The organism is Polynucleobacter sp. AM-26B4 (genome assembly GCF_018882285.1).
Classification (GTDB): domain Bacteria; phylum Pseudomonadota; class Gammaproteobacteria; order Burkholderiales; family Burkholderiaceae; genus Polynucleobacter.
In genome coordinates this window covers 1,030,470-1,055,605 of sequence record NZ_JACVOT010000001.1, presented here as the reverse complement: position 1 = coordinate 1,055,605, position 25,136 = coordinate 1,030,470, and the positions used below count along the sequence as shown (strand labels likewise).

Here is a 25,136-nt window from a genome sequence, read left to right as displayed (position 1 = left end):
TATGCTACAAAAGTTAAACCATTCGAAACTGGTAATCTTGGATAGAGATGGCGTCATCAACCATGACAGTGATCACTACATCAAATCACCGGACGAATGGGAACCAATACCTGGCAGTCTAGAAGCCATCGCCAAGCTTAATCAAGCCGGGTACCACATAGCAGTTGCAACCAATCAATCCGGGATTGGTCGTGGGCTCTATGACATGGATACCCTGAACGCTATTCATATGAAATTTCATCGTCTCTTGGCAAAAGTAGGTGGGCATGTTGATGCAATCTTCTTTTGCCCACACACAGATGCCGATGGCTGTAGCTGCAGAAAACCTCTCCCGGGCATGATTGAACAAATTTCACAGCGTTACGGCGTGCCAATCAAAGGCGTGCCCATCGTTGGTGATAGCGTCAGAGATTTGGTTGCAGGAGTGAGTGTTGGAGCTGAGCCACATCTGGTTTTGACCGGTAAAGGTGAAAAAGCGCGCGCCAGCGGAGAACTTCCGCCCTACACCGCGATTCATCAAGACTTAATGGCTTTTGTTAATCACTTCATCGGACGCACATGATTTTTGCTAGGTCGCTGACCTTCTTCCTCGCCATGCTACTTGTTACACCAGTGTATGCCGTGGCTTGTTTGATCATCTTCCCAGTCGTTAATGCCTCAACCCGCTATGAGTTTGTGAAAGGTTGGAATATCACCATCACTTACTTGGCAAAAGTCATCTGCAAGATTGAATATGAAATCAAAGGCATAGAAAATATGAATGCCTTGTTAGATCAACCGGCAATCATCCTATCGAAACATCAATCAGCCTGGGAAACCATTTCTTTTATGGCCTTGTTCCCAAAACAATTGTGCTTTGTCTTTAAACGTGAACTTCTTTGGATACCATTTTTTGGTTGGGCCTTAGCTTTACTACGCATGATTCACATCAATCGCTCCAAAACCTCTGCAGCCTCTCAATCGATTGCAAGTCAGGGCAAGAAATATTTGGCTCAAGGAATCTGGATCATTATTTTTCCTGAAGGCACCAGAACAAAACCAGGTGCAAACACCAACTATCGCAAAGGTGGGGCTCGATTAGCAAGCGCTACCAAGGCTTGGGTGATTCCTGTGGCACACAATGCAGGGCAGGTGTGGCCAAGAAATAGCTTTTTAAAGTACCCAGGAAAAATCACTGTCTCAATTGGGCCAGCCATCACTTCTGAAAACAAATCAGCTGAAGAATTACATCAACAAACTGAACGTTGGATTGAAGCTGAAATGCGCGTGATTGATGCGCCAGCTTATAAAACCAAATAATTAATGAGCCAGCTGGCGAGCCCAGCCAATGTAGTCATCAACCGATATATCTTGGGCACGAAGCCCTAAAACATCATCACTGAGCTTCAAAATATCTTTGATGCTCGCAAGATTATTTCTCAAGACTTTTCTTCTCTGAGCAAAAGCCATAGAAACAACTCGCTCTAATGACTCATACTCTTTGGGAGTCAAATTGATATCTTTCCTTGGAATCATTTTGACAATGGCAGAATTTACTTTAGGGGGTGGATCAAAGCATTCAGGAGGAACATCTAAAACATTCTCCATGTGATATTTTGACTGCAACATCACTGATAGCCGTCCATATTCTGAATCACCATGCTGCGCAGCCATCCGCTCCACCACCTCGGCTTGCAACATGAACACTTGTTCATCAACATCGGCTACAGCCGACATCAAATGAAATAGTAAGGGTGAAGAAATATTGTAGGGAAGATTGCCCACAATTTTGACGCGAGCTTCAGGTGCATTTTTTTGAAGCAGCGTCCTTTGCTCTTTGGCCCACGCTTGGAAGTCAAACTTCAAAGCATCAGATTCATGAACATGTAACTTCTGAATGGCTTGGTTTTTCCAAAATTTAACCAAATCTCTATCAAGCTCAACCACCGCCATTGCATCCAAGCAATTGAGCAATGGCTTTGTCATGGCACCCAATCCAGGTCCAATTTCAATCAGTGCATCTTGCGGTTGCGGGTCAATGGCTTTGATGATGAGATGAATCATCCCGCTATCAACTAAAAAGTGCTGCCCAAAGCGTTTACGAGCTTGATGTGCCACTAAGAACCTTTAGCCTTTACCATTTGATAAGCCATATTCAAAGCAGCCAACATACTGTTTGAGTCAGCCTGACCTTTTCCTGCAATACCTAAAGCAGTGCCATGATCAACAGATGTACGAATGATTGGCAAACCCAAAGTGACATTCACACCTTCGCCAAATGTGGCAAATTTAAATGGGGCCAAACCTTGGTCGTGATACATGGCCAAAATCACATCGGCATTTTTTAAGTTCTCGGGACTGAAAATCGTATCGCCAGGAAATGGTCCTGACACACGGTAATTTTTCTTTTTCATGCGCTCAATCGCTGGAGCAATCACATCTCTCTCCTCAAGACCCATGTGACCAGACTCACCCGCATGTGGATTTAAGCCCGTGACATAAATCGATGGATCTTTGATGCCAAATTTACTCTTGAGATCTTGCCAAACTATTTCAATGGTATTTTCAATCAATTCGGCCGTGATAGAGGCTGATACTTTTTGCAATGGAATGTGCGTGGTAGTCAATGCCACTCTTAATTGATCAGGCAGGAGTTTTGATTCAAAAATAGGTTTGCCACAAAGCATCATCACAACCAACTCAGCGTTGCACTTCTCGGCCAAGTATTCAGTGTGGCCACTGAACTTAACACCAGAATCAGAAATAACACTTTTTTGAACTGGCGCAGTGACCATGGCCTGGTACTCACCACTCAAACAACCATTGATTGCGATATCCAAAGTGTTTAACACATAAGGAGCATTCAAAACATTCAACTGACCAGGCACAACTTTTGTACCAAGATCGCAATGCTGTACCAATAACCTGTCGTGACTTTGAGGAGTCAACAAAGATTGATCAGCCACCAGGTGAATGAACACATCAGGATGCTGCTCTAAAAACTCTTGAGCAGCCTTTTGACTGATTTCTGGGCCAATACCAGCCGGCTCGCCAGTTGTCAGAGCAATATGAATCATCGTTAATTAGATTGGCGGATTTCTACAGTGGCCGCATCTCTGATTTGACGGAGCCAATCTTGATAGGCTTGATCCATTTTCTTTTCTCTGATGGCAGCTCTGGCGTAATCACGCTGCTTATCAGCCGATAGTTGAGCTTGACGTCTTTCAACCACCTGGATTAAATGCCAACCAAATTCAGTTCTAACAGGATCGCTGACCTCATTGATATTCAATTGGTTCATCGCCTGCTCAAATTCCGGCACCAACTCACCAGGTGACATCCAGCCTAAATTGCCGCCGTTTGGCGCAGAGCCATCCTCAGAGTGTTTTTTTGCTAACAAAGCAAAGTCAGATGCTTTCACTTTGATTTGATCTCTAAAACCATTCAAACGACGTTGCGCCTCAAGATCGGTAACACCTGGACGATGTCTCAAAAGAATGTGGCGAGCCTGGGTTTGTGTCACAACAATATTTTGAACATTGGCGGCCAACGTGCCTTTTCTATCAATCACTTTGATGATATGAAAGCCAGCACCACTTTGTAAAACTCGAGGAATCATTTGATTGGAACCAACACCTTGAGCACCATCCACAAATAACTGTGGCAAACGATCCAAGGTTCTATAACCAAGATCCTCTACTCGCACACCGGATCCTGGCAAAGCAATCTTTTTGCCATAAGCTAGAAAATCTTTTTCAACGCTTGCTTGTTTTAAAACATCTTCAGCTTTATTTTTTGCTGCAAGCACGTCAGATTCACTGGCATTGACTGGTAAAGCAACTACTAACTGAGCAAGGTAAATCTCATCATTGCCAGCTTGCAATACTTTGCCTCTATTCTTTTCAGAAATATAGCTATCAATTTCGCTTTCACTCACCTGCACGCGCGCATCAACCTCACGCTCACGCAATCTTGCCGCCTGAACTTCTTTTCGAATTTCTTCTTTGTATTTATTAAAGTTAGCGCCCTCTTTTTCAACTTTGAGCTTTAACTCAGCAACTGATAACTTACTCTGTGCAGCAATATTTCCAAGAATTCTGTCTAAATCTTTATCGCTCACTTTGATTCCAGCTTCCTTGGCTAAGTTTTGCTGAATCCGCTCAGAAATCAATCGCTCTAATACCTGCGCCTTTAAATCATCTGCCGGAGGCAAAGCTCTATTGGCAGCTTTGAATTGTTTTTCAATCAGAGCAACCCTGTTTTCAAGCTCCAACTTGGTAACCAAGCTTGTATCAACAACCGCAATCACCTCATCGATGGATCTGTTTTTATTTTGCGCTAAAGGCATCTCACTCAAGAGCATTAAAGCAACTGCACTGAAAACAATATTAGCTAGCTTCATTCGTAACTTTCAAATGGTGATATTGGTGCTGGATTAGGGCTGATTGGCTCATATCCAGGTATATTAAAACGAATTAAGTTAATAGGGTTACTGCCCAAACCAGTGAAGCCCTTAAAGTCAATCTGCATATAAATTTCAGAAGTTGCCAGCACTGATGTATTTTGATAATGGCGGTGAACCACTCTGACCACCCAGCAGTCAGCATCGTATTCAAGGCCGGCAACTCGATTCAAGACTTGATTAGAAATTAAGTCGAAGTTGTAGCGTGCAATACCGTACCACTGACGTGTGATTGGCCATTGCCCAGAAAGCTCGTACTGATCTGAAGTTGCTTTGGTGTCAGCTGGATTGACCACTCTTTTATAGCTGGCATTGAGTAATTTTCTAAGTTCAGGTCGATAACTTGCAGTGACACTTTGCTGCACCAATTTAGATACCTGCTCGTTGTACTGAATCACACCATCAAGATTGAAGTTACCAACCAAACGAGTTGATAAACCCGCCAATAAATCTGATCTTTTAATAGGGGTCTGTTCAGCGGTCAATCCAACGCGCTGACCTTCCATGTCGATACGTTGAGCAATGGTGGCACGCAAGCGTTCAATACCTGTATCAGCATCTAGAACTCTTGAAGTGATACCAAAGGTTACTTTGTTGTTATCGGCGATACGGTCGTTACCAGCAAAAGAATTTTCACTAAAAATCTGAGAGATACCAAAACCAGCATCAGCGGTATCAAACAAAGGCAAATCGTTTTGATAGCGGTATGGCGTGTAAACATAAAAAGCTCTTGGTTCAAGAGTCATCAATATGTTTCTACTGAACAATGTATTTAACTCAAGTGCATCACGCTCAAGAACCAAACCAGAATCCAAACTGAATGTTGGCAAGGTGATATTTTTATTTAAATCTGCTTGACCTGGAAAAGGATCTACTGAGTACTGCGTTGTTCTAAAGGATACCTTTGGAGTCAGGTAATAACCAGGTGTCATGAATGGTCGCGCAACCGATGTGGTCGCATAAGCACGATTGCCTTCTTTAAAGGTTCTACTAGAATTAACTAAACCTTTGTATGTGAACTTGGTGGCGTCTGTCTCAACAGTGACATTCAAACCATTCCAATTATTTCTGACGTATTTAGCATTGACCTGTGGCTCTCGCTCATAAGGAAGAAGTACTTGATAAGCAGGGTTTGGATCAGGTTGTAAAGTTTGGAACTTCTGCACTCTGGTCAAAATATTCCAACCAGCATAGCCATACCTTGCGCCAACTTCTTGATTGAACTGACGATTGACCACACCATTCAAGCTCTTACCCAGATCATCAACATACAAATCATCGGATACTTTGCTGTAATCAGCATAACCCTGAAGACCATTCGCAATATTTTGAGTGTGCTTTAAACCAAAGGCCCAACGATTTTTGCCATAAGCAGCATCATCTAAAGCTTCAGCTGTTACAACACCCGTGTAATTTCTATCTAAGTAACGATATTCAACACCCAACTGCTCACCACGTCCTTCAAGGTAACGCGGAAACAAAGTCATGTCTCGATTAGGCGCTAAATTGACATAGTAAGGAAGAGTGACATCCCAACCTTTGACCCCACCACGACTTGCACGACCGTATGTTGGAGATAAAAATCCTGAGCGACGCCCTGAACCTGTTGGCAATGAAAACACCGGGGTGTACAAAATAGGTACTTCAAAGAAATGAAGAACGGCATTTGTTCCGACCGCTGTTTGCGTATCTTGCTCCACATCCATTCGACTAGCGGTCAAATACCAATCTAAATTTTCAGGACGGCAAGTGCTGTAAGTTAACTTTTCAAATTCAATTTCGTTATCTTCTTTGAACTCAACTCGGCGAGCCTTACCGCCACCACCAATATCTCTGAGTTCATAGTCAGGCTGATCCATCCAACCCTCTTGAGCATCAACCTTGATTTTTGCTTTTGGGCCTTTGAAAGAAGTGGAGTCTTTTAGTAAGGTTGCATTGCCATCAACATCTGCAATATCGGTATCAGGGTCATAAGTGATGACATCGCCTTTGATCACAGTGCGATTTCTTCTGATGACTGCATCGCCCTCTAAGCGCATTTGACGATCCATGACTCCATCCAATTTCTTAGATGAAGTAAAAGTCGGTGCCACATCATCAGGAACAACTGGTCTTACCAATAACTGGTCGGCCAACTTCAGCTTCAGCTGATCTTCCTTAGGTAAAACATCTTGTGCAAAACCCATGGACGCCAGAGAAAAAGAAGCACAAAAACCTCCCACTTTAAGAAGTGATGGGAGTCGTTTGATATCGAGAATAAAGCTCGGAACGATAAAAGTTTTAGGCATATGACTTAAGTGCTTTTATTATACGAACCCATGAACCCTGATATCCGCTTATCTCAATTAAATTCTTGGTTAGCCAATTTGGCAAGCAAGTGGTCACTAACTCTCGAAAGCTTGGCTCCTGCCTCAAGCGATGCCAGTTTTAGGCGCTATTTCAGGGTTACAGGCTCTAAAAATGGGGCTCATCAGAGCTTCATAGTGATGGATGCCCCACCAGCAACCGAGGATACAAAGCCATTTATCGCTATTTCTGAGCTTTTTGCCCAAGCAAAACTCAATGTGCCACTGGTTCTGGAGCAAGATGTTGAACAAGGGTTTTTACTTTTAAGTGATTTAGGCAATGAAACCTATCTCTCGGCACTCAATCCAGCATCAGCATCAAAGCTCTACAGCGATGCCAATGAAGCCTTGATCCAACTTCAATTAGCCAGCAAACCAGGCATTCTTCCTGAATACAACAAAGAGCTACTCAGTCGTGAACTGAATCTTTTTACCGAGTGGTATTTGGGTAAACACCTCAATTTAGAGCTGAATTCAAAACAAAGTGCTGATTTAGCCCATATTTTTGACATGATCCTGGAAAACAACCTCTCTCAAGCGCAAGTCTATGTTCACCGAGATTTTCACAGTAGAAATTTGATGGTGACAAACGATAACAATCCAGGGATTTTGGATTTTCAGGACGCGGTCTACGGACCCATCACTTATGACTTGGCTTCTCTCTACCGTGATGCCTACATTGAATGGGAAGAACCTGAGCAAATGGACTGGCTGATCCGCTATTGGGACAAGGCCCGTAAAGCTGGACTATCAGTACCTTCTGAGTTTGGTGACTTTTATCGTGATTTTGAATGGATGGGTTTACAAAGACACTTAAAGGTTTTGGGCATTTTTGCGCGCCTCTATCACCGTGACGGCAAAGATGGTTATTTGAAAGATATCCCTTTGGTTTTCAAATACACTAGAAAAGTGGCTGAAAGATACATTGCTCTCAAACCCCTTCTTCAGCTTTTAGATACCATCGAGGGCATTGACCGCCCAGACGGATTAACTTTTTAATGACCAATCTCTCCCCTATTCCTTGCATGGTGTTGGCCGCAGGCCGAGGAGAAAGAATGCGTCCACTGACCGATCACACCCCTAAGCCGCTATTAGAAGTTCAAGGTAAAAAACTGATTGACTGGCACATCGACGGTCTCTTGAAAAATGGCTTTACTCAAGTGGTTATTAATCACGCTTGGTTAGGCGAACAAGTGGTCGCCCATGTATCTCAAGTCAAGAACAACGCATTGAATGTGCAATTTTCTAAAGAGCTCACAGCCCTAGAAACTGCGGGCGGCTTGCGCCAAGGCATGAGCCTAATGAAACTAGATGATTACTTTTTTGCCATCAATGGCGATGTTTTTTGTCCAAGCTTTCCCTTCGAAAGAATTCAAGACATTGTTCAAGGATTGCGGGGTGATCACCCAACAATCTTGGCTTATCTTTTTTTGGTTCAGAATCCGGACCACAACCCTCAAGGGGACTTTCAACTAGAGGGGTCTTTCGTCAAAGACAAGGATGTACAAGGCTCGAGCCTCACCTTTTCAGGCGCAGGCATCTACCATCAAGATTTGTTTAAAAGTATTAAGATAGGGGAAATTGCCAAGCTTGCTCCAATCCTAAGACAGGCCATGGGTGAGAATCGAGTTTTAGGCGAAGCATTAAGCGTCCCATGGGTGGATGTTGGAACTCCAGAAAGATTGGCTGAGCTAAATAAATAACCATGACAACAATGACTAACTTCCCCAAAGATATCTATGCCAATCGAAGAGCGCGATTGGCAGAAATCATGCTGGGGAAAAGTGATGGTGGCGTTTTAGTTTTAGAAACAGCTCCTGAGCATTTTAGAAATCGAGACAGTGACTTCCCATATCGTCACGATTCTGATTTTTACTACCTGACTGGATTCACAGAACCAGGGGCCACGCTGGTGATGATGGTTGATAAGAAATCAATTAAGTCGATTCTTTTTTGTCGCCCCAAAGATTTGGAACGTGAGATCTGGGATGGCTGGCGTTTAGGCCCTGAGGCCGCTCCAACTCAACTGGGAATTGATCAAGCATTTGCGCAAAATGAATTAGATAACTTGATGCCTGATTTTTTAGCTGATCAACCAGCTATTTACGCAAGACTCGGTAGCGAAGGTCCGCTCCAAAATCAACTCAAGAGTTGGTTACAAAAAGTCAGAGGTATGTCACGTTCAGGTGCAAGCACACCCAACAGGATCGAAGATGTTGAGGCGATGATTCATGAAATGCGTCTATTCAAAGATGCTCATGAAATAAATATCATGCGCGCATCTGGCAAGATTGCCGCAGATGGCCACATCAGCGCAATGAAAGCATCCAAACCAGGTCTTCGCGAATACCACTTAGAAGCATCACTTCTATATTCATTCAGAAATGCAGGCGCACAAAGCGTTGCCTACAATAGCATTGTTGCAGGCGGTGCCAATGCCTGCGTGCTTCACCATCGCGCTGGCAATGCTGAACTAAAAGATGGTGATTTATGTTTGATTGATGCTGGCTGCGAACTGGATGGTTATGCCTCAGACATCACACGCACATTTCCTGTGAACGGCAAATATTCCGGGCCACAAAGAGCCATTTATGACATCGTATTGGCTGCTCAAGAAGCATCAATTGCGGTCACCAAAGTCGGCTTTGATTTTCAAGCACCTCACGACGCAGCATTAAAAGTTCTCACTCAAGGTTTACTTGATTTAAACCTGCTTGATAAAAAAATAATTGGTGGGCTTGATAACGCTATAGAAACAAAAGCGTACCAACGCTTTTACATGCACAGAACCAGCCACTGGTTAGGCATGGATGTTCATGATGTTGGTAACTACAGAGAGCCGGGCAGTTCAACAGAACCAAAAGCTTGGCGTTCACTCAAACCCAACATGGTTTTAACTATTGAGCCCGGTCTTTACATTCGCAAAGCGGATGATGTCGATCCACGCTATTGGGACATTGGTATTCGGATTGAAGATGATGCCTTGGTAACCAACGGTGAATGTGAACTGATGAGTCGGGGCGTACCAGTCAAAGCAGATGAGATTGAGTACTTGATGAAGCAATCATCCTGAAGCAGGCATCCCAAGCAAACTCATGAAAAAAATTGTCATCATCGGCGCTGGCCCTGTGGGTTTGGCATGTGCGAATTGGGTGTTGAGCAAACAACCCGATGCGCACTTGCATCTATTTGACCGCCTGCCAGAAGCTGATGACGCAATCAAGCAAGGTGATAGTCGCGGTATTGCTGTTTCGCAAGGCAGTCATTTACTGCTTAAAACAATCAATGCCTGGCCAACACCGTCTCCTGCTATTCACACCATTCATATTTCTCACAGAGGCCACTTTGGCAAAGCCATTGTGAGAAGAGAAGAACTCCAACAAGACGCCTTGGGTCACATTGTTCGTTATGCAGACATCCATCTTGCTCTCAGGCAAGCTCTGAAAAAAATAGCCAATCAATCACCCAACTTTCACTGGCACTTCAATCAAGACAATGATCAATTAAATCTTGATCAACTCGGCGATGTGATTGTTCATGCTGAAGGCGGTCTTTTTAAACAACAAGAGTGGCAAGAAATTTATCGCGACTACCAACAAAGCGCGATTGTTGGTTGGGTTAAAACAAATCAACTTAACCAACACATGGCCTGGGAAAGATTCACGGATGAAGGGCCGCTTGCTCTACTACCAAATCATCAAGGCCCTGAATACCTTAATTTGGTATGGTGCGGCAGCCCCGCATCCACCGAGCGACGCCTGCAACTTGATAAAGTCACTTTCATCAAAGAACTACAAGAGGCATTCGGATCTCGCGCCGGCTCATTCATCGATGTTGCTGAACTAAGAAGTTATCAACTTGGTTTAAACGCCAGAAAAAAGATTGTTGATAAAAATGAAGTGTGGATTGGTAATGCAGCGCAAACGATGCATCCTGTGGCTGGTCAAGGACTTAATTTAGGTTTGCGCGATGCTCACACCTTGGCCGATGTGCTGTGTGATGAAAATGATGTTGATCTAGCGCTTAAAAAATATCAAGAACTTCGCAAAAAAGATCGAAAAGCCACGATTGGCGCCACCGACTTTTTAGCCAGAGTTTTCACCTCAAAATTAAAGCCAGTCATCTGGGGAAGAGGCATTGCGTTGTCCAGCCTTCAATTACTCAGCCCTCTCAAACAAAGCATCACCAGGCAAATGATGTTTGGTCAGCGTTAAAGCACCAATCTGCCTAAAATTTAGGCAAAAGTCAGTCTGACATGTTAGAGTGGCGTCCTGATGAAATTAGGCCCCTACACGCTCCCCAATCATTTATTTGTTGCTCCCATGGCCGGAGTAACAGATCGTCCTTTTAGGCAGCTCTGTAAGCGTTTGGGTGCGGGATATGCGGTTTCTGAAATGATTGCTTCCAACGCCATGCTTTGGAATAGCCCTAAAACTCTTCGCAGAGCAAACCATGATGGTGAGGTTGAGCCAATTTCAGTCCAAATTGCTGGAGCAGATCCCGAAATGATGGCAGAAGCGGCCATATTAAATGTAGATCGTGGCGCACAAATCATCGATATCAATATGGGTTGTCCCGCAAAGAAGGTTTGCAACGTGGCCTCTGGATCAGCCCTTTTAAAAGACGAAGTACTGGTTGGCAGAATCTTAGAAAAGATTGTCTCCTCGGTTAAAAGAGACCACCCCTTGGTGCCAGTGACTTTGAAGATCAGAACTGGTTGGGATAGAGATAATAAAAATGCCCTCAATATCGCCAGAATAGCTGTCAACAGCGGTATTGAAATGCTCACCATCCATGGCAGAACAAAAGCTGATTTATATCGTGGTGAAGCTGAATACGACACCATCGCGGCCGTTAAAGCTTCTATCAATATTCCTGTGGTTGCCAATGGCGACATCAACACCCCAGAAAAAGCAGCGTTTGTTCTGCAACAAACTGGGGCCGATGCTTTGATGATTGGCAGAGCTGCACAAGGTCGCCCTTGGATTTTTCGTGAAATTTTGCACTTCCTTGAAACAGGTGAGCATTTACCTGCTCCGAAAATTTCAGAAATTCAAGACATCATGAACCATCACTTGTTGGATCACTACAGCTTTTATGGCGAACATGCGGGTGTTAGAACTGCCCGCAAACACATTGCCTGGTATTGCAAAGGACTCAAAGGTTCTCATGTCTTCAAGCAGCACATGAATACAATAGACGATTGCCAAGAACAATTAAAAACGGTGAATCATTTTTTTGATTCACTGAAACAAGAATCTGAACACTTAATTTATTTAGAAGCTGCTTGATATGCAACCCCCAGTTCAACACCCAGTTAGCCAGACCATCGAAAAACATCTGAAGCGTTATTTAGATGACTTGGGTGACACCGCTCCAAGCAATGTTTATCAAATGGTTTTGACTGTCATGGAAAAGCCTGTACTAGAACTGATCATGCAGCATGCCGGACAAAATCAATCCTTGGCCGCCAATTATTTAGGCATCAATAGAAACACCCTAAGAAAAAAACTACAAGAGCACGGTCTTTTATAAGCACTACTTCACTTAAATCCAATTTCATTTACTCACATTAACTTTAAAGATAACTATGATTCGTACAGCCCTTCTTTCTGTCTCCGATAAATCTGGCATTGTTCCATTTGCAAAATCACTTCACGAGTGTGGCGTTAAATTAATCTCTACTGGTGGCACTGCCAAACTACTGGCTGAAAATGGCCTACCTGTTATTGAAGTTTCAGAAATCACTGGCTTTCCAGAAATGCTTGATGGTCGCGTAAAAACATTGCACCCAATGGTGCATGGTGGTTTGCTTGCTCGCCGAGATACTCCTGAGCACATGGCAGCCATCAAAAAGCACGGCATTGAAGCGATTGATATGTTGGTTATCAATCTTTATCCATTTCAAAAAACAGTGGCGCAACAAACTTGTTCATTTGAAGATGCGATTGAGAACATCGATATCGGCGGTCCAGCCATGTTGCGTGCAGCAGCAAAAAATCATCAAGATGTGACTGTGCTTATTTCTCCATCTGACTACGATGCGGTTTTATCTGAAATGCGCGCCAACAAAAATGAAGTTTCATTCAAAACAAATTTTGCTTTAGCAAAAAAAGTGTATGCGCACACCGCCCAATATGATGGTGCGATTGCAAACTATTTATCAAGCCTTGGCGATGATTTAGATCATGGCAACAGAAGTGCTTATCCACAAACCTTCCACTTGGCCTTCGATAAAGTTCAAGAAATGCGCTATGGTGAAAACCCACATCAAAGCGCTGCTTTCTACAAAGACACTCAATCAGTGATTGGCGCATTGGCCAATTATCGCCAGCTACAAGGCAAAGAATTGTCATACAACAACATTGCCGATGCTGATGCAGCTTGGGAATGCGTTAAGAGCTTTGGTAGCACTGTGACAACAGGACAACCTGCTTGCGTGATCATCAAACACGCCAATCCTTGCGGAGTAGCGGTTGCGTCTTCAGCGCTTGAGGCTTACCAAAAAGCATTTAAAACTGATTCAACTTCGGCTTTTGGCGGCATCATTGCTTTCAATCGCCCATGTGATGGCGCAACAGCAGAAGCTGTTTCTAAACAATTCGTTGAAGTATTAATTGCTCCAGCATTCACGCCAGAAGCATTGGCCATCTTTGCAAGCAAACAAAACGTTCGTTTATTAGAAATCGAATTGGCCGAAACCATCAATCCACAAGACATCAAACGTGTGGGTGGTGGTCTATTGGTTCAAAGCCCTGATTCGAAGAACGTACTTCTTTCTGAATTGCGCATCGTGACCAAGCGTCAACCGACTGCCAAAGAAATGGAAGATCTGATGTTTGCTTGGCGCGTTGCTAAATACGTTAAATCAAATGCAATTGTTTTCTGCGGCGACGGCATGACCCTTGGTGTAGGCGCTGGCCAAATGAGCCGCATTGACTCAGCCAGAATTGCGAGCATCAAAGCTCAAAACGCTGGTTTAACTTTACAGAATTCTGCAGTAGCCAGCGACGCCTTCTTCCCATTCAGAGATGGTTTAGATGTGGTTGTTGATGCAGGCGCTACTTGTGTGATTCAACCAGGCGGCAGCATGCGTGATGATGAAGTGGTTGCTGCTGCGGATGAACGCGGTGTTGCCATGGTTTACACCGGCACACGTCACTTCCGTCATTGATCAATGAGAATCTTAGGTATTGACCCAGCACTTCGCGTCACAGGTTTTGGCGTGATAGAAGTACAGGGTCAACGCCTTCATTACATTGCGTCAGGCACGATTGAAACAGGTGGCACAGAAATACCAGTGCCACAGAGATTGGCGACACTTTATGCAGGTATTCGTGAAGTGGTCGAGCTGTATCAACCAAATGCAGCATCGATGGAGCAGGTATTTCTGAACGTCAATCCAAGATCCACGCTTTTGTTGGGGCAAGCTCGGGGAGCGGCGATTGCCTCTTTGGTATCCGATGGTTTGCCGATGGTTGAGTTCAGCGCCCTGGAAGTCAAGAAAGCCATTGTAGGCACGGGAAGAGCCAGTAAAAGCCAAGTTCAAGAAATGGTCAAACGTTTACTCAAGCTCAACAAGGTTGCTGGCACTGATGCCTCAGACGCTCTTGCAGTCGCTATTTGCGCAGCTCATCATCGAGAGCTAAACGAACGTCTTCACCAATTTCGCTAATCAGCTTAAGATGTCGACATGATCGGAAGAATTCAAGGCACCTTGATTGCCAACACCCCACCTAGATTAATCATTGATTGCCATGGCGTTGGCTATGAAGTTGATGTTCCTATGAGTACTCTTTACCAAATGCCATCTTTGGGACAACAAGTCACTCTATTGACTCATTTTGTTGTTAGAGAAGATGCGCAACAATTATTTGGTTTCGCCACAGACTCTGAAAGAGAAGCGTTCAGAGCTTTAATCAAGATCAGCGGTGTGGGAGCAAGAACTGCTCTTTCATTGCTCTCGGGCATGAGCGTTGAAGAACTTTCTCAAGCCATCACATTGCAAGAGTCTGGTCGCTTGACCAAAGTGCCAGGCATTGGCAAAAAAACAGCTGAGCGCCTACTTTTGGAACTTAAAGGTAAATTTGGTGCTGATATTGGCTTAACTGGCCAAGCACCACAAATTGATAGTCAGCTTGAAATTTTGCAAGCTTTGACCTCACTGGGCTATTCCGATAAAGAAGCTCAGCTGGCCATGAAACAAGTCAGTCCTGGTAGTTCTGTATCAGATGGCATCAGATTGGCACTCAAAGCCTTATCTAAGGCATAAGTCAAAGTAGAAATAGTTATAAACTCTGTTCATGGCCATTAAAACTGACGACATCACCCCATCATTTGATCCTCAAGAAGAGAGATTGGTGACGGCCGCTGCTAGCGCTGATGACAATGCACTGGAGCGTGCCTTACGCCCAAAACAGCTTGAAGAATATGTCGGCCAGAAAAAAGCCCGAGAACAATTAGAAATTTTTATCTCGGCAGCAAAACAACGTCAAGAAGCGCTTGATCACGTCCTTCTATTTGGGCCACCAGGTCTTGGCAAGACAACTCTTGCGCACATCATTGCTCGCGAGATGGGCGTTAACTTACGCCAAACCAGCGGTCCTGTTTTAGATCGTCCAGGTGATCTAGCCGCACTACTAACGAATTTAGAAACCAATGATGTTTTATTCATTGACGAGATTCATCGACTATCCCCAGTCGTAGAAGAAATCTTGTACCCAGCTTTGGAAGATTACGCGATTGACATCATGATTGGTGATGGTCCAGCTGCAAGAAGCGTCAAACTTGATCTAAAACCCTTCACGCTCATTGGTGCAACCACACGCGCAGGCATGCTCACCAATCCATTGAGAGATCGCTTTGGTATTGTGGCGCGCTTAGAGTTCTACTCAATTGAAGAATTAGCAACGATTGTTAAACGCTCAGCCAATCTTTTGAATGCTGGCTTGGATGATGGTGGCGCCCTGGAGATTGCCAAACGCTCAAGAGGCACTCCTAGAATTGCTAATCGTCTATTGCGCCGCGTGAGAGACTACGCAGAAGTTAAAGCGGATGGAAAAATTTCACAAAGCATTGCTGATGCAGCTTTATCAATGTTGGACGTTGATGCCGTTGGCTTTGATGTGATGGACAGAAAACTGCTTGAAGCCATTGTGCATAAATTTGATGGTGGACCCGTTGGCGTTGATAACTTAGCATCAGCCATCAGCGAAGAAAGAGAAACCATTGAAGATGTGATCGAGCCTTACTTGATACAGCAAGGGTTTTTACAAAGAACTCCACGAGGCAGAGTGGCCACACCGCTGGCCTATGCTCATCTTGGGCTACCGTCGACCTCATCCAAAGATTTACTCGGCTGACCCTGTTCATTCAGGTGATTCACATCACCCCAATGCACTAAATCAAACTGCTCATCCCGATAAGTCAGGGTATTCAAGCTCGCATTCAATATTTCAAAGTCTCTGGCCACATCTAAAGACACTTTTCTAGCAGCGCGGTTCAAACAATCAAGCACCCCACCGTGCGCCACAATTGCAATCTCTTTTCCTGCATATTTTTTAGCCCATGAAGCAATGGCTGTCACCACGCGGTCATTAAACTGAGCCAAGCTCTCACCATTCTCTGGTTGAAAATGGATGTCTCTTTTTTTCCAGGCTTGATGATTTTCAGGATGATGCTCAGCAATTTCTTGATGGCTTAAACCTTGCATCACGCCATAGTGTCTTTCTCTTAGAGCTGGATCTAAATGAAGCTCCAATTGATGATGAAGTGCAATCGGTTTAGCTGTATCAATGGCGCGACTCAAATCACTAGAAATGATGGCTGAGATCTTTTTATCCACGAGGCTTTTTGCAAGACGATCCGCCTGCTGGTGACCGATGTCATTCAAGCCAATATCGATGTGACCCTGTAAGCGCTTCTCGCGATTCCACATCGTTTCGCCATGGCGAATTAAATAAATAACAGTCATCGATTACGACAAGGATATCTTGGCAAATTTACGCTTACCAACTTGCACCACAAAAGTTCCAGCTTCTACTTTGAGTGCTTTATCAGAGACAGTGGCGCCATCAATTTTTACCCCGCCTTGCTCGACGTTGCGCATCGCTTCAGAGGTGCTAGGCACCAAATTGGCTTGCTTTAGCAACTGGCCAATGCCGATAGGCGCGCCCGTCAAACTTATTTCAGGGATATCGTTTGGCACCCCGCCTTTGGCGCGATGATTGAAATCTTCTAATGCCTTATCAGCAGCGCTGGCATCATGAAAACGAGTCACGATTTCTTGAGCTAATGCCACTTTGAAGTCACGTGGATTTCTGCCAGAAAGAACTTCCTCCTTCATTTTGGCAATTTCAGCAAGTGGCTTGAAAGAAAGCAGTGTGAAATAACTCCACATCAACTCATCAGAAATACTCATCAACTTACCAAACATCTCACTTGGTGCTTCGCTGATACCGATGTAGTTGTTTTTAGACTTACTCATCTTGTCAACGCCATCTGTACCAACCAGCAAAGGCATTGTCAAAATACATTGAGCTTCTTGTCCGTATTCTTTTTGTAGCTCACGACCAACCAGCAAATTAAATTTCTGATCCGTGCCACCTAATTCCAAATCACTTTTCAGTGCGACAGAATCGTAACCTTGCATCAAAGGATATAAAAATTCATGCACAGAAATCGGTATGCCACCTTTGTAACGCTTGGTGAAATCGTCACGCTCTAACATGCGGGCAACCGTGTACTTGGCAGCCAATTGAATCATTCCTCTGGCACCCAATGGGTCGCACCACTCGCTGTTGTATCTGACCTCAGTTTTACTTGGATCTAAAACCAAGCTTGCTTGCTGATAATAAGTTTGAGCATTGATGGCAATCTCTTCTTTAGTCAAAGGAGGACGCGTGGCATTTCTACCAGATGGGTCACCAATCATGCTGGTGAAGTCGCCAATCAAGAAAATGACCGTATGGCCCAAATCTTGTAATTGACGCATTTTGTTCAAAACAACGGTGTGGCCCAAATGAATATCAGGCGCCGTTGGGTCCAAACCTAATTTGATCCTTAAAGGGGTCTTGGTGGCTTCGCTGCGGGCTAACTTGGCCAACCACTCAGCCTCAACTAATAATTCGTCACAGCCCCGTTTTGAGACCTCCATGGCCTCCAAAACACGGTCCGTGATTGGATATTTAACTTGTTCTGTTTTATTCTCGTTAGCTAAAGACATAATCTATCGGTTACATTAATTTCCTAGAGCATCATTGTCGCATCACTTAAGAGTCAACCCTATGAAGAATTACTATATTGGCATTATGTCCGGAACCAGCATGGATGGCATTGATGCTGTTTTAGCAGAAATTTCCGATGACGGGCAGACCACTGTTTTATGTCACAAAGATGTTCCTTTTGAGAAAAACCTCAAAAATACCTATTTTGATCTTCAGGCGGCCAGTGATAACGAAATTCACAAAGAAGCCCTGGCAGCCAACCATTTGGCCCAACATTATCATTTGGCCTGCGCAGCCATCCTTCAGGAAGCAAAACTTCAGCCATCCGATATCAGTGCTATTGGCGCCCACGGACAAACCATTCGCCATCAACCTCAAGCACATGATGGGATCGGTTACACCAAACAATCTCTTAACCCTGCTTTGCTAGCAGAACTAACTGGCATTGATGTGATCGCTGATTTTCGTAGTCGCGATATCGCAGCTGGCGGTCAAGGCGCCCCCTTGGTACCTGCTTTTCATGCCGCACAGTTTGGCTGTCATGAAGATTTAGCCATCTTGAACATTGGTGGCATTGCCAATCTAAGTCTGATACCGGCTAATCGTGAAGAAAAAATGATTGGCTTTGATTGTGGCCCAGGCAATGTGTTGATGGACCACTGGGTCAAACAATCGATTGGCCAATCTTTTGATGAAGATGGTCAATGGGCCGCCAAAGGGCAAGTGATTCAAAAACTTTTAAGCAGCATGCTTGATGATGATTACTTTAAAAAAACTCCGCCGAAAAGCACGGGTAGAGATTTATTTAATCCAGAGTGGCTCCAACATCATTTGAAAATCAATGATTGCTTGAATCAAAAACCGGAAGATATTCAGGCCACCTTATTAGCACTCACTGCTCAATCAATTGCTCAAGACCTCAAGCAACATGGTCCTAAAACCAAGAGATTGTTGATTTGTGGTGGTGGCATTAATAATAAGCAGCTGATTGCGCATTTAAAAAATGCTTGCGCTTGGATACCTCAAGACAATATTCAGAGCACTGCTGTCAAAGGTGTTGACCCTCAAACTGTTGAGGCTGCAGCCTTTGCTTGGCTTGCTTGGGCCCACCAAAGAAAACAGCCAGCAAATTTGCCGGCTGTGACTGGTGCTAAAGGTTTGCGCGTACTAGGTGCGCACTACCCTGCTTAATGAATTAAGCTGAGAAAGAAGAACCGCAACCACAAGTTGTTGTGGCGTTTGGATTCTTGATCACAAACTGTGAACCATTAATGTCTTCTTTGTAATCAATCTCTGCGCCTACCAAATATTGGAAGCTCATTGAGTCAATCAACAAAGTTACATTGTCTTTGGTTACCAATGTGTCGTCTTCATTCACTGCTTCGTCAAATGTGAAGCCATACTGAAAACCTGAGCAACCACCACCTTGCACGAATACGCGCAATTTCAAATCTGGGTTACCTTCTTCAGCGATCAAATCGGCTACTTTTGCCACAGCGCTATCAGTAAAAACCAACGGCATTGGCGGCTCTAAATTTTCAGTACTTTGTGTTGTTTGTGTCGCGCTCATGATGAACTCCTTTTAATACATAGACTCTATTGTAGGCTTCAATGCCAACAATTGCTGTAGGGGTTTATGGTAACAGGGCAATATGGCTTAACCCAGTTTTTTCCGGCAAACCGAACATCAGGTTCAAACATTGAACCCCTTGACCTGAAGCACCCTTTACCAAGTTATCTTCAACCACCAAAATAACCAAGGTATCGCCGCCCTGAGGACGATGAACCGCAATTCTTAGGGCATTACTGCCTCTTACGGATCTTGTCTCTGGAGTGCTGCCAGCAGGCATCACATCAACAAAGGGCTCACCGGCATAAAACTTCTCAAAAAGACTTTGATAATCAACATCTTTCCCCTCAGGAAGGATGCGGGCGTACAAAGTTGAATGAATACCCCTGATCATTGGGGTCAAATGAGGCACAAATGTCAGCCCCACAGATTGACCACCAGCAATCGCTGATAAGCCCTGACAAATCTCAGGATGGTGTCTGTGACCCTTCACGCCATACGCTTTAAAGTTATCACTGGCTTCAGCCATCAAAGTGCCAACTTCAGCTTTACGTCCTGCTCCTGAAACGCCAGACTTTGAATCTGAAATCAAGCTGTTTAAATCAATAAGTTTTTTACCACCCGTTGATTTTGGTGAAATCAAGGGCGCAAAGCCCAATTGAACCGAAGTTGGATAGCAACCGGCCAAACCAATCACCCTGGCTTTTTTAATTGCTTCACGATTGATCTCAGCCAAGCCATAAACTGCCTCAGCAAGAATCTCTGGACACGCATGAGGCATGCCGTACCATTTTTCAAATTCAGCAGTATCTTTAAGACGAAAGTCTGCGGCCAAATCCAATACCTTGACCCCAGCAGCCAAAAGCTCTTTAGCTTGAGCCATGGCAACCCCATGAGGAGTTGCAAAGAAAACAGCATCGCATTCTGTGAGCTTGGCATCTTCTGGCGTAGAAAAGCAAAGATCAACCCTGCCCCTTAGGGAAGGGAACATTTCGGCAACAGGCATACCCGCCTCTTTACGGGACGTGATAGCCGTTAATTGAACTTCTGGGTGCTGAGATAACAAACGCAGTAATTCAACGCCTGTATAGCCTGTTCCACCTACTATGCCAACTTTGATCATTTAAATCCTCCAATATCTCTATTGTAGAAAAGAAAAAGCCGCGCAGTGCGCGGCTTTTCGTAGAACAGCAAAAAAATTAACGCTTGCTGAACTGTTTGCGACGACGCGCGCCATGCAAACCAACTTTTTTACGCTCAACTTCACGAGCATCACGAGTAACAAAACCAGCTTTTGAAAGCGTAGGCTTCAAAGCTGCATCGTAGTCGATCAATGCACGTGTCACACCGTGACGAACTGCACCAGCTTGGCCAGTTTCACCACCACCTGATACGTTGACTTTGATGTCAAACGTTGTACCGTGGTTAGTTAACTCTAGCGGCTGACGAACAATCATACGTGATGTTTCGCGAGCAAAGTATTCAGCAATAGGCTTGCCGTTTACAAGAATTTCACCTTTACCAGCCTTGATGAATACGCGGGCTACTGAGCTCTTACGACGGCCAGTACCATAGTTCCAGTTTCCAATCATATCGGCTCCTTAGATCTCAAGAACGCTTGGCTGTTGAGCCGCGTGTGGGTGGTCAGCTTCTGCATAAACTTTCAATTTCTTGATCATTGCATAGCCAAGTGGGCCTTTAGGCAACATGCCCTTAACAGCCTTCTCGAGAGCACGACCAGGGAAACGAGCTTGCATCTTGTCGAAGTTAGTTTCGTAGATGCCGCCAGGATAGCCACTGTGCGTGTAGTATTTTTTATTCAAGCCCTTAGTGCCAGTTACGCGCAACTTAGAAGCATTGATGATGACGATAAAGTCGCCTGTATCAACGTGGGGGGTGAATTCTGGCTTGTGCTTGCCGCGTAGACGGTGTGCCACTTCACTGGCGACACGACCGAGGACTTTGTCCGTAGCGTCAATCACGAACCACTCACGCTTCACCTCATGCGGTTTTGCTGAGAAAGTTTTCATGATTACCTTAAATTGTTAAGCCCTAAAAAAACAACCATCTCATCATCCCTTTGGCTCCGCTTATGCTTGCAGGCTCGCAGTTCAAAATTAACAGCTGGTACAGCATTTCCCTAATGGGCAAACTAGGAAAGCTTTAAATTGTAGCAAAAAAAAGCCCAGGAGGATATCCTGGGCTGAAATCCACCTATTAGAGGGTGGAGGAGACAAACAAAGAATTAGCTAAAATCATTAATAGATAATCAGTTGTTGCTAGAAATTATAGTTAATATCGTCAATTATTCAAGGAACTTGTTGTTTTAATTGAATATTTTCTAATTTGTCTAAGGCAAACATTGATACTTAAATTAATCTTCTAAGTGAGTTTTTGAAAGAAATTATGGAAACAACGGTCAAATGGTTGGGCAATGATGGCATGGCATTTTCTGCAGAAACTGGCAGCGGTCACCTTGTAAACATGGATGGTGCGCCTGATGCAGGGGGCAGAAACTTGGCCCCTCGCCCAATGGAAATGATGCTAGTTGGGGCTGGCGGATGCACTTGTTTTGACGTTGTGATGATTTTGAAGCGAGCTAGACAAAATATTCATGATTGTCAGGTTACTTTGAAGGCTGAACGAGCCAATGAGGACCCAAAGATCTTCACGAAGATCCATATGACCTTCAAGGTGAGCGGTAAAAATTTAGATAAAAGCCGCGTTGAAAAGGCCGTTGAACTCTCGCATGACAAATATTGCTCAGCAACCATCATGCTTGGCAAAACTGCAGAAATCACACACAGTATTGAATTGATCGAACTGTAATCAAATCAAGTAAAAAGTGCAGAGCCGGCTATTAAGCCGGATTCTGTCGCCCGCATTTTCATGCAGGGGCAACCATTCATCTAGTTTCACCGTTACCAGTGAAATCAAGCTCCCTACCCGCAAGCTCAGCGGACCGCCTCAACGCTTGCCTATTTGGGATTGCTCCGAGTGGAGGTTACCGCGTTTCACCGTAACTAAATACGCTCGTCTCTGTGGCCCTATTCCTCACGTCACCGTGGATGGCTGTTAGCCATCACCCTGTCCTATGGAGTCCGGACTTTCCTCCCCCTTGTTACCAAGGCAGCGGTTGCCTTACCGACTCTGCCCCGCTAGTCTAACCGACTATTGTCCAAGCAAGACTTTCACCGGCTCGAAGAGGAACAACGGTGCTACCACCAATCGGGAACTCATTTGGTATTTGTTGCGCCTGTCGTTTTAAGATCAACTTACCTGTGTTTCTAGGCAAGTTGTAAAAGTCTGGACCAAAGTGACTGGCAAATCCCTCTAAACGATCAAGAGCGTTGGCTTGATCAAATACTTCTGCATACAAAGGCATGGCATGCCAGGCTGTGTAGCAACCAGCACAACCACAGGCGTTTTCTTTTGTACCTTTTACATGAGGTGCACTGTCGGTGCCCAAGAAAAATCTTGGATTACCAGAAGTAGCCACTCGAACCAATTCTTGACGATGCTCTTCTCTTTTTAAAATTGGCAAGCAGTAATAATGAGGACGTATCCCACCAGTAAAAATCGCATTGCGGTTGTAAAGCAAATGTTGGGGTGTGACAGTCGCAGCAATTGCACCAAAGCGCTGGTTATCTGCAGACTCTACATACTGGGCCGCTTGACGCGTCGTGATGTGCTCAAAAATAATTTTCAAGCCTGGATGACAACTTCTTAAAGGCTCTAACACCTGATCAATGAAAACTGCCTCACGATCAAACACATCCACATCTGAGTGCGTTACTTCGCCATGGATCAACAAAGGCATGCCGCACGATTCCATCGCCTCCAAAGCCTTCGCACACTTTTTAATGTCCGTGACACCAGCATCACTGTTAGTGGTCGCGCCAGCAGGATACAGCTTGAAACCAACCACACCATCTTGATGAGCTTTTTTCACTTCATCTGCAGTAGTGTTATCAGTCAAATACAAAACCATCAATGGAGTGAATGAGCTACCAGCTGGTAAAGCTGCCAAGATACGTTTTTTATAAGCAACTGCCATTTCTGCAGTGGTCACCGGTGGCTTTAAATTTGGCATGATGATGGCACGCTCAAATTGACTGGCCGTGTGCTTCAGTAAATCAGCTAGAACTTCTCCGTCCCTGATATGCAAATGCCAATCATCAGGACGAGTAATTTCAATTGTGTTGATTGAACTCATGTATCAAGACTCACTATCTATTAGCAAAATTCTGAAATCATTCACGTTCGTCAAAGTAGGACCCGTGTGAACCAAAGTATCTAAGTCTTTAAAAAATCCATAACTGTCATGTTTAGCCAAACCGTCTTTGGCCAATTGATGATTATTATTCATGAGTTTTCTGGATTCTGATGCAAACCATGCGCCAGCATTATTTTCACTGCCGTCAATCCCATCTGTATCAGCCGCTAAGGCAGACAGCGTGCCAAGGTCAGGAGTGGCCACATACAAAGATAATAAAAACTCGCTGCAGCGACCGCCACGACCTTTGACATCGCGAGGAATTGTCACAGTACACTCTCCGCCAGAAAGAAGAGCAACTGGTTTTTTAAACGGTTGGTCATGAAGATAAATTTCACGGGCAAGGGCTGCTTGCATCAAAGCCACATCTTTGGCTTCTCCCATCACGGTGTCTCCTAAAATTACTGCTTTGACACCCTGAGATTCACAATAGTTGGCCGCCGCCTCTAAACAAGAATGAGCAGTTGCCAAGAGATGATTATTGATTTGTTTAAAAATAGGATCGCCTGATTTTGGTGTCTCAGGATTTTTACCTGACAATCCATTCTGCAAATAATCAGTCACCACTTTTGGAATTTGGCCTTGCAGCAAATCATAATCTTTAAGAATTTGAATTGCGTCTGCAAATGTAGATTCATCAGGTGCGCACGGTCCACTAGCAATACTAGAAGGATGATCTCCGGTCACATCTGAAATCAAAAGGGCATCGACTTTAGCGCCACGGCCAGCAGCTTCTCTGGCCATGTGACCGCCCAAGATACCCGATAAGTGTTTACGCACAACATTCATTTGACCAATGGGTGCACCTGACATCAACAAGGCCTGAGTGGTGATTTGCAAATCCTGAATACTCAAGTCTGCAGCAGGTAAAGTCAAAAGACTGGATCCACCACCTGAGATGAGTGCAATCAGTTGGTCACCAGGCTGCAAGGTTCTGATCAAACGCAGAGTTTCCTTGGCGCCGTTAAGTCCTGCCTCATCAGGCACTGGATGACCAGCTTCAATCACCTTGATGGTCTTGGTTGGTAAACCATGACCGTAACGAGTGATGACCATGCCTTCAAGCTTGGCCTCAGGCCAATTGTCTTGGGCGTATTGCTCAAGAGCCACCGCCATAGAAGCTGCTGCTTTTCCTGCACCCAAAACCAAGCATCGACCCTTTAAAGGTGTGCTGAAAACATTGCGCAAACCGTCAGGTAGCATCACTTGAGGATCGGCAGTTTTTAAAGCCGCATCAAATGCAGCCTGCAAAAATTGGGGGGTATTTTTAATTGCCATA

The 25,136-nt window shown here is 44.5% G+C and carries 26 protein-coding genes and 1 other RNA gene; 14 read left to right on the top strand and 13 right to left on the bottom strand.

Going from position 1 to position 25,136, the window contains the following annotated elements; all coding sequences use genetic code 11:
• Position 1 precedes the first annotated feature (1 nt).
• A complete protein-coding gene (gene gmhB / locus ICE88_RS05370; RefSeq protein WP_216250233.1) occupies positions 2 to 562 on the top strand; it encodes a D-glycero-beta-D-manno-heptose 1,7-bisphosphate 7-phosphatase in 561 nt (186 codons plus the stop codon).
• The gene (locus ICE88_RS05365; RefSeq protein WP_216250230.1) at positions 559 to 1,299 is read left to right on the top strand and encodes a 1-acyl-sn-glycerol-3-phosphate acyltransferase; all 741 of its coding nucleotides are present in this window, start codon (positions 559 to 561) and stop codon (positions 1,297 to 1,299) included. The genes gmhB and ICE88_RS05365 overlap by 4 nt, the downstream gene beginning before the upstream one ends.
• Here the strand turns inward: ICE88_RS05365 and rsmA are convergent, their stop codons facing one another.
• Genes rsmA through ICE88_RS05345 form a run of 4 tightly spaced genes read right to left on the bottom strand, consistent with a single transcriptional unit; the run spans position 1,300 to position 6,729 of the window.
• Positions 1,300 to 2,097: a 16S rRNA (adenine(1518)-N(6)/adenine(1519)-N(6))-dimethyltransferase RsmA gene (rsmA, locus tag ICE88_RS05360; protein WP_216250228.1), complete on the bottom strand. Its 798-nt coding sequence runs from the start codon at positions 2,095 to 2,097 to the stop codon at positions 1,300 to 1,302. It abuts the gene before it with no gap.
• Complete coding sequence (gene pdxA / locus ICE88_RS05355) at positions 2,097 to 3,056, bottom strand: 4-hydroxythreonine-4-phosphate dehydrogenase PdxA (RefSeq protein ID WP_216250225.1); 960 nt, start codon at positions 3,054 to 3,056, stop codon at positions 2,097 to 2,099. The genes rsmA and pdxA overlap by 1 nt, the downstream gene beginning before the upstream one ends.
• 2 nt (positions 3,057 to 3,058) lie before the next feature.
• The gene (locus ICE88_RS05350) at positions 3,059 to 4,381 is read right to left on the bottom strand and encodes a peptidylprolyl isomerase (protein ID WP_216250222.1); all 1,323 of its coding nucleotides are present in this window, start codon (positions 4,379 to 4,381) and stop codon (positions 3,059 to 3,061) included.
• Positions 4,378 to 6,729 (bottom strand): LPS-assembly protein LptD, encoded by a 2,352-nt coding sequence (locus ICE88_RS05345; RefSeq protein WP_216250219.1) that lies wholly within the window; start codon positions 6,727 to 6,729, stop codon positions 4,378 to 4,380. Before ICE88_RS05345 ends, ICE88_RS05350 begins: the two co-directional genes overlap by 4 nt.
• Before the next feature lie 30 nt (positions 6,730 to 6,759).
• Between ICE88_RS05345 and ICE88_RS05340 the strand changes: the two genes are divergently transcribed.
• Genes ICE88_RS05340 through ruvB form a run of 10 tightly spaced genes read left to right on the top strand, consistent with a single transcriptional unit; the run spans position 6,760 to position 16,148 of the window.
• On the top strand, positions 6,760 to 7,785 hold the full coding sequence (locus tag ICE88_RS05340) for an aminoglycoside phosphotransferase family protein (protein ID WP_216250215.1): 1,026 nt from the start codon (positions 6,760 to 6,762) through the stop codon (positions 7,783 to 7,785).
• Complete coding sequence (murU, locus tag ICE88_RS05335) at positions 7,785 to 8,489, top strand: N-acetylmuramate alpha-1-phosphate uridylyltransferase MurU (RefSeq protein ID WP_216250212.1); 705 nt, start codon at positions 7,785 to 7,787, stop codon at positions 8,487 to 8,489. The genes ICE88_RS05340 and murU overlap by 1 nt, the downstream gene beginning before the upstream one ends.
• A 2-nt stretch (positions 8,490 to 8,491) precedes the next feature.
• Positions 8,492 to 9,859, top strand: a complete 1,368-nt coding sequence (locus ICE88_RS05330) for an aminopeptidase P N-terminal domain-containing protein (RefSeq protein WP_216250210.1) — start codon at positions 8,492 to 8,494, stop codon at positions 9,857 to 9,859.
• Positions 9,860 to 9,881: 22 nt separating this feature from the next.
• Entirely contained in the window at positions 9,882 to 11,000 is a 1,119-nt protein-coding gene (locus ICE88_RS05325; RefSeq protein ID WP_216250208.1) for an FAD-dependent monooxygenase, read from the top strand.
• A 60-nt stretch (positions 11,001 to 11,060) separates the two neighbouring features.
• Positions 11,061 to 12,077 carry a tRNA dihydrouridine synthase DusB gene (gene dusB, locus ICE88_RS05320; RefSeq protein ID WP_370624432.1) on the top strand — a complete coding sequence of 339 codons (1,017 nt, stop codon included), beginning with the start codon at positions 11,061 to 11,063 and terminating at the stop codon, positions 12,075 to 12,077.
• A 1-nt stretch (position 12,078) separates the two neighbouring features.
• On the top strand, positions 12,079 to 12,321 hold the full coding sequence (locus tag ICE88_RS05315; RefSeq protein ID WP_089514770.1) for a helix-turn-helix domain-containing protein: 243 nt from the start codon (positions 12,079 to 12,081) through the stop codon (positions 12,319 to 12,321).
• Between the two features lie 55 nt (positions 12,322 to 12,376).
• On the top strand, positions 12,377 to 13,960 hold the full coding sequence (purH, locus tag ICE88_RS05310) for a bifunctional phosphoribosylaminoimidazolecarboxamide formyltransferase/IMP cyclohydrolase (protein ID WP_216250206.1): 1,584 nt from the start codon (positions 12,377 to 12,379) through the stop codon (positions 13,958 to 13,960).
• Positions 13,961 to 13,963: 3 nt separating this feature from the next.
• Complete coding sequence (gene ruvC / locus ICE88_RS05305) at positions 13,964 to 14,461, top strand: crossover junction endodeoxyribonuclease RuvC (RefSeq protein WP_215290374.1); 498 nt, start codon at positions 13,964 to 13,966, stop codon at positions 14,459 to 14,461.
• Positions 14,462 to 14,479: 18 nt separating this feature from the next.
• A complete protein-coding gene (ruvA, locus tag ICE88_RS05300) occupies positions 14,480 to 15,058 on the top strand; it encodes a Holliday junction branch migration protein RuvA (RefSeq protein WP_216250205.1) in 579 nt (192 codons plus the stop codon).
• 31 nt (positions 15,059 to 15,089) lie between these two features.
• On the top strand, positions 15,090 to 16,148 hold the full coding sequence (gene ruvB / locus ICE88_RS05295; protein ID WP_216250204.1) for a Holliday junction branch migration DNA helicase RuvB: 1,059 nt from the start codon (positions 15,090 to 15,092) through the stop codon (positions 16,146 to 16,148).
• Here the strand turns inward: ruvB and ICE88_RS05290 are convergent.
• Positions 16,103 to 16,759, bottom strand: coding sequence for a histidine phosphatase family protein (locus ICE88_RS05290; protein WP_216250202.1), 657 nt, complete (start codon positions 16,757 to 16,759; stop codon positions 16,103 to 16,105). The two genes, ruvB and ICE88_RS05290, sit on opposite strands and share 46 nt — an antisense overlap.
• A 3-nt stretch (positions 16,760 to 16,762) precedes the next feature.
• Positions 16,763 to 18,010 (bottom strand): tyrosine--tRNA ligase, encoded by a 1,248-nt coding sequence (tyrS, locus tag ICE88_RS05285; RefSeq protein WP_216250200.1) that lies wholly within the window; start codon positions 18,008 to 18,010, stop codon positions 16,763 to 16,765.
• Positions 18,011 to 18,071: 61 nt separating this feature from the next.
• On the opposite strand from tyrS, the gene ICE88_RS05280 reads away from it, so the two are divergent.
• Entirely contained in the window at positions 18,072 to 19,202 is a 1,131-nt protein-coding gene (locus ICE88_RS05280; RefSeq protein ID WP_216250196.1) for an anhydro-N-acetylmuramic acid kinase, read from the top strand.
• Positions 19,203 to 19,206: 4 nt separating this feature from the next.
• Here the strand turns inward: ICE88_RS05280 and erpA are convergent, their stop codons facing one another.
• The 4 genes from erpA to rplM form a co-directional block, all read right to left on the bottom strand.
• Positions 19,207 to 19,581: an iron-sulfur cluster insertion protein ErpA gene (erpA, locus tag ICE88_RS05275; RefSeq protein WP_089514778.1), complete on the bottom strand. Its 375-nt coding sequence runs from the start codon at positions 19,579 to 19,581 to the stop codon at positions 19,207 to 19,209.
• Between the two features lie 64 nt (positions 19,582 to 19,645).
• Entirely contained in the window at positions 19,646 to 20,704 is a 1,059-nt protein-coding gene (argC, locus tag ICE88_RS05270) for an N-acetyl-gamma-glutamyl-phosphate reductase (RefSeq protein WP_216250194.1), read from the bottom strand.
• Between the two features lie 76 nt (positions 20,705 to 20,780).
• A complete protein-coding gene (rpsI, locus tag ICE88_RS05265; protein ID WP_088812966.1) occupies positions 20,781 to 21,173 on the bottom strand; it encodes a 30S ribosomal protein S9 in 393 nt (130 codons plus the stop codon).
• 9 nt (positions 21,174 to 21,182) lie between these two features.
• The gene (gene rplM / locus ICE88_RS05260) at positions 21,183 to 21,611 is read right to left on the bottom strand and encodes a 50S ribosomal protein L13 (RefSeq protein WP_088812964.1); all 429 of its coding nucleotides are present in this window, start codon (positions 21,609 to 21,611) and stop codon (positions 21,183 to 21,185) included.
• A gap of 376 nt (positions 21,612 to 21,987) precedes the next feature.
• Here rplM and ICE88_RS05255 point away from each other — a divergent pair, with 376 nt between their 5' ends.
• Entirely contained in the window at positions 21,988 to 22,410 is a 423-nt protein-coding gene (locus ICE88_RS05255; RefSeq protein WP_215290380.1) for an OsmC family protein, read from the top strand.
• Between the two features lie 16 nt (positions 22,411 to 22,426).
• On the opposite strand, the gene rnpB is transcribed toward ICE88_RS05255, so the two are convergent.
• The 3 genes from rnpB to ICE88_RS05240 all read right to left on the bottom strand — a co-directional run bounded on the left by rnpB (position 22,427) and on the right by ICE88_RS05240 (position 25,135).
• Positions 22,427 to 22,733: RNase P RNA component class A (gene rnpB, locus ICE88_RS05250), an RNA gene on the bottom strand.
• A gap of 11 nt (positions 22,734 to 22,744) precedes the next feature.
• On the bottom strand, positions 22,745 to 23,797 hold the full coding sequence (gene pyrC / locus ICE88_RS05245) for a dihydroorotase (protein WP_216250192.1): 1,053 nt from the start codon (positions 23,795 to 23,797) through the stop codon (positions 22,745 to 22,747).
• Between the two features lie 3 nt (positions 23,798 to 23,800).
• Positions 23,801 to 25,135: a glycerate kinase gene (locus ICE88_RS05240; protein WP_216250188.1), complete on the bottom strand. Its 1,335-nt coding sequence runs from the start codon at positions 25,133 to 25,135 to the stop codon at positions 23,801 to 23,803.
• Position 25,136: the final 1 nt, after the last annotated feature.

Bases quoted from the DNA above. Each gene is read 5' to 3' on its own strand.
- gmhB (WP_216250233.1), top strand. From the start codon at position 2: ATGCTACAAAAGTTAAACCATTCGAAACTGGTAATCTTGGATAGAGAT.
- ICE88_RS05365 (WP_216250230.1), top strand. From the start codon at position 559: ATGATTTTTGCTAGGTCGCTGACCTTCTTCCTCGCCATGCTACTTGTT.
- pdxA (WP_216250225.1), bottom strand. From the start codon at position 3,056: ATGATTCATATTGCTCTGACAACTGGCGAGCCGGCTGGTATTGGCCCA.
- ICE88_RS05350 (WP_216250222.1), bottom strand. From the start codon at position 4,381: ATGAAGCTAGCTAATATTGTTTTCAGTGCAGTTGCTTTAATGCTCTTG.
- ICE88_RS05345 (WP_216250219.1), bottom strand. From the start codon at position 6,729: ATGCCTAAAACTTTTATCGTTCCGAGCTTTATTCTCGATATCAAACGA.
- ICE88_RS05340 (WP_216250215.1), top strand. From the start codon at position 6,760: ATGAACCCTGATATCCGCTTATCTCAATTAAATTCTTGGTTAGCCAAT.
- murU (WP_216250212.1), top strand. From the start codon at position 7,785: ATGACCAATCTCTCCCCTATTCCTTGCATGGTGTTGGCCGCAGGCCGA.
- ICE88_RS05330 (WP_216250210.1), top strand. From the start codon at position 8,492: ATGACAACAATGACTAACTTCCCCAAAGATATCTATGCCAATCGAAGA.
- ICE88_RS05325 (WP_216250208.1), top strand. From the start codon at position 9,882: ATGAAAAAAATTGTCATCATCGGCGCTGGCCCTGTGGGTTTGGCATGT.
- dusB (WP_370624432.1), top strand. From the start codon at position 11,061: ATGAAATTAGGCCCCTACACGCTCCCCAATCATTTATTTGTTGCTCCC.
- ICE88_RS05315 (WP_089514770.1), top strand. From the start codon at position 12,079: ATGCAACCCCCAGTTCAACACCCAGTTAGCCAGACCATCGAAAAACAT.
- purH (WP_216250206.1), top strand. From the start codon at position 12,377: ATGATTCGTACAGCCCTTCTTTCTGTCTCCGATAAATCTGGCATTGTT.
- ruvC (WP_215290374.1), top strand. From the start codon at position 13,964: ATGAGAATCTTAGGTATTGACCCAGCACTTCGCGTCACAGGTTTTGGC.
- ruvA (WP_216250205.1), top strand. From the start codon at position 14,480: ATGATCGGAAGAATTCAAGGCACCTTGATTGCCAACACCCCACCTAGA.
- ruvB (WP_216250204.1), top strand. From the start codon at position 15,090: ATGGCCATTAAAACTGACGACATCACCCCATCATTTGATCCTCAAGAA.
- ICE88_RS05290 (WP_216250202.1), bottom strand. From the start codon at position 16,759: ATGACTGTTATTTATTTAATTCGCCATGGCGAAACGATGTGGAATCGC.
- tyrS (WP_216250200.1), bottom strand. From the start codon at position 18,010: ATGTCTTTAGCTAACGAGAATAAAACAGAACAAGTTAAATATCCAATC.
- ICE88_RS05280 (WP_216250196.1), top strand. From the start codon at position 18,072: ATGAAGAATTACTATATTGGCATTATGTCCGGAACCAGCATGGATGGC.
- erpA (WP_089514778.1), bottom strand. From the start codon at position 19,581: ATGAGCGCGACACAAACAACACAAAGTACTGAAAATTTAGAGCCGCCA.
- argC (WP_216250194.1), bottom strand. From the start codon at position 20,704: ATGATCAAAGTTGGCATAGTAGGTGGAACAGGCTATACAGGCGTTGAA.
- rpsI (WP_088812966.1), bottom strand. From the start codon at position 21,173: ATGATTGGAAACTGGAACTATGGTACTGGCCGTCGTAAGAGCTCAGTA.
- rplM (WP_088812964.1), bottom strand. From the start codon at position 21,611: ATGAAAACTTTCTCAGCAAAACCGCATGAGGTGAAGCGTGAGTGGTTC.
- ICE88_RS05255 (WP_215290380.1), top strand. From the start codon at position 21,988: ATGGAAACAACGGTCAAATGGTTGGGCAATGATGGCATGGCATTTTCT.
- pyrC (WP_216250192.1), bottom strand. From the start codon at position 23,797: ATGAGTTCAATCAACACAATTGAAATTACTCGTCCTGATGATTGGCAT.
- ICE88_RS05240 (WP_216250188.1), bottom strand. From the start codon at position 25,135: ATGGCAATTAAAAATACCCCCCAATTTTTGCAGGCTGCATTTGATGCG.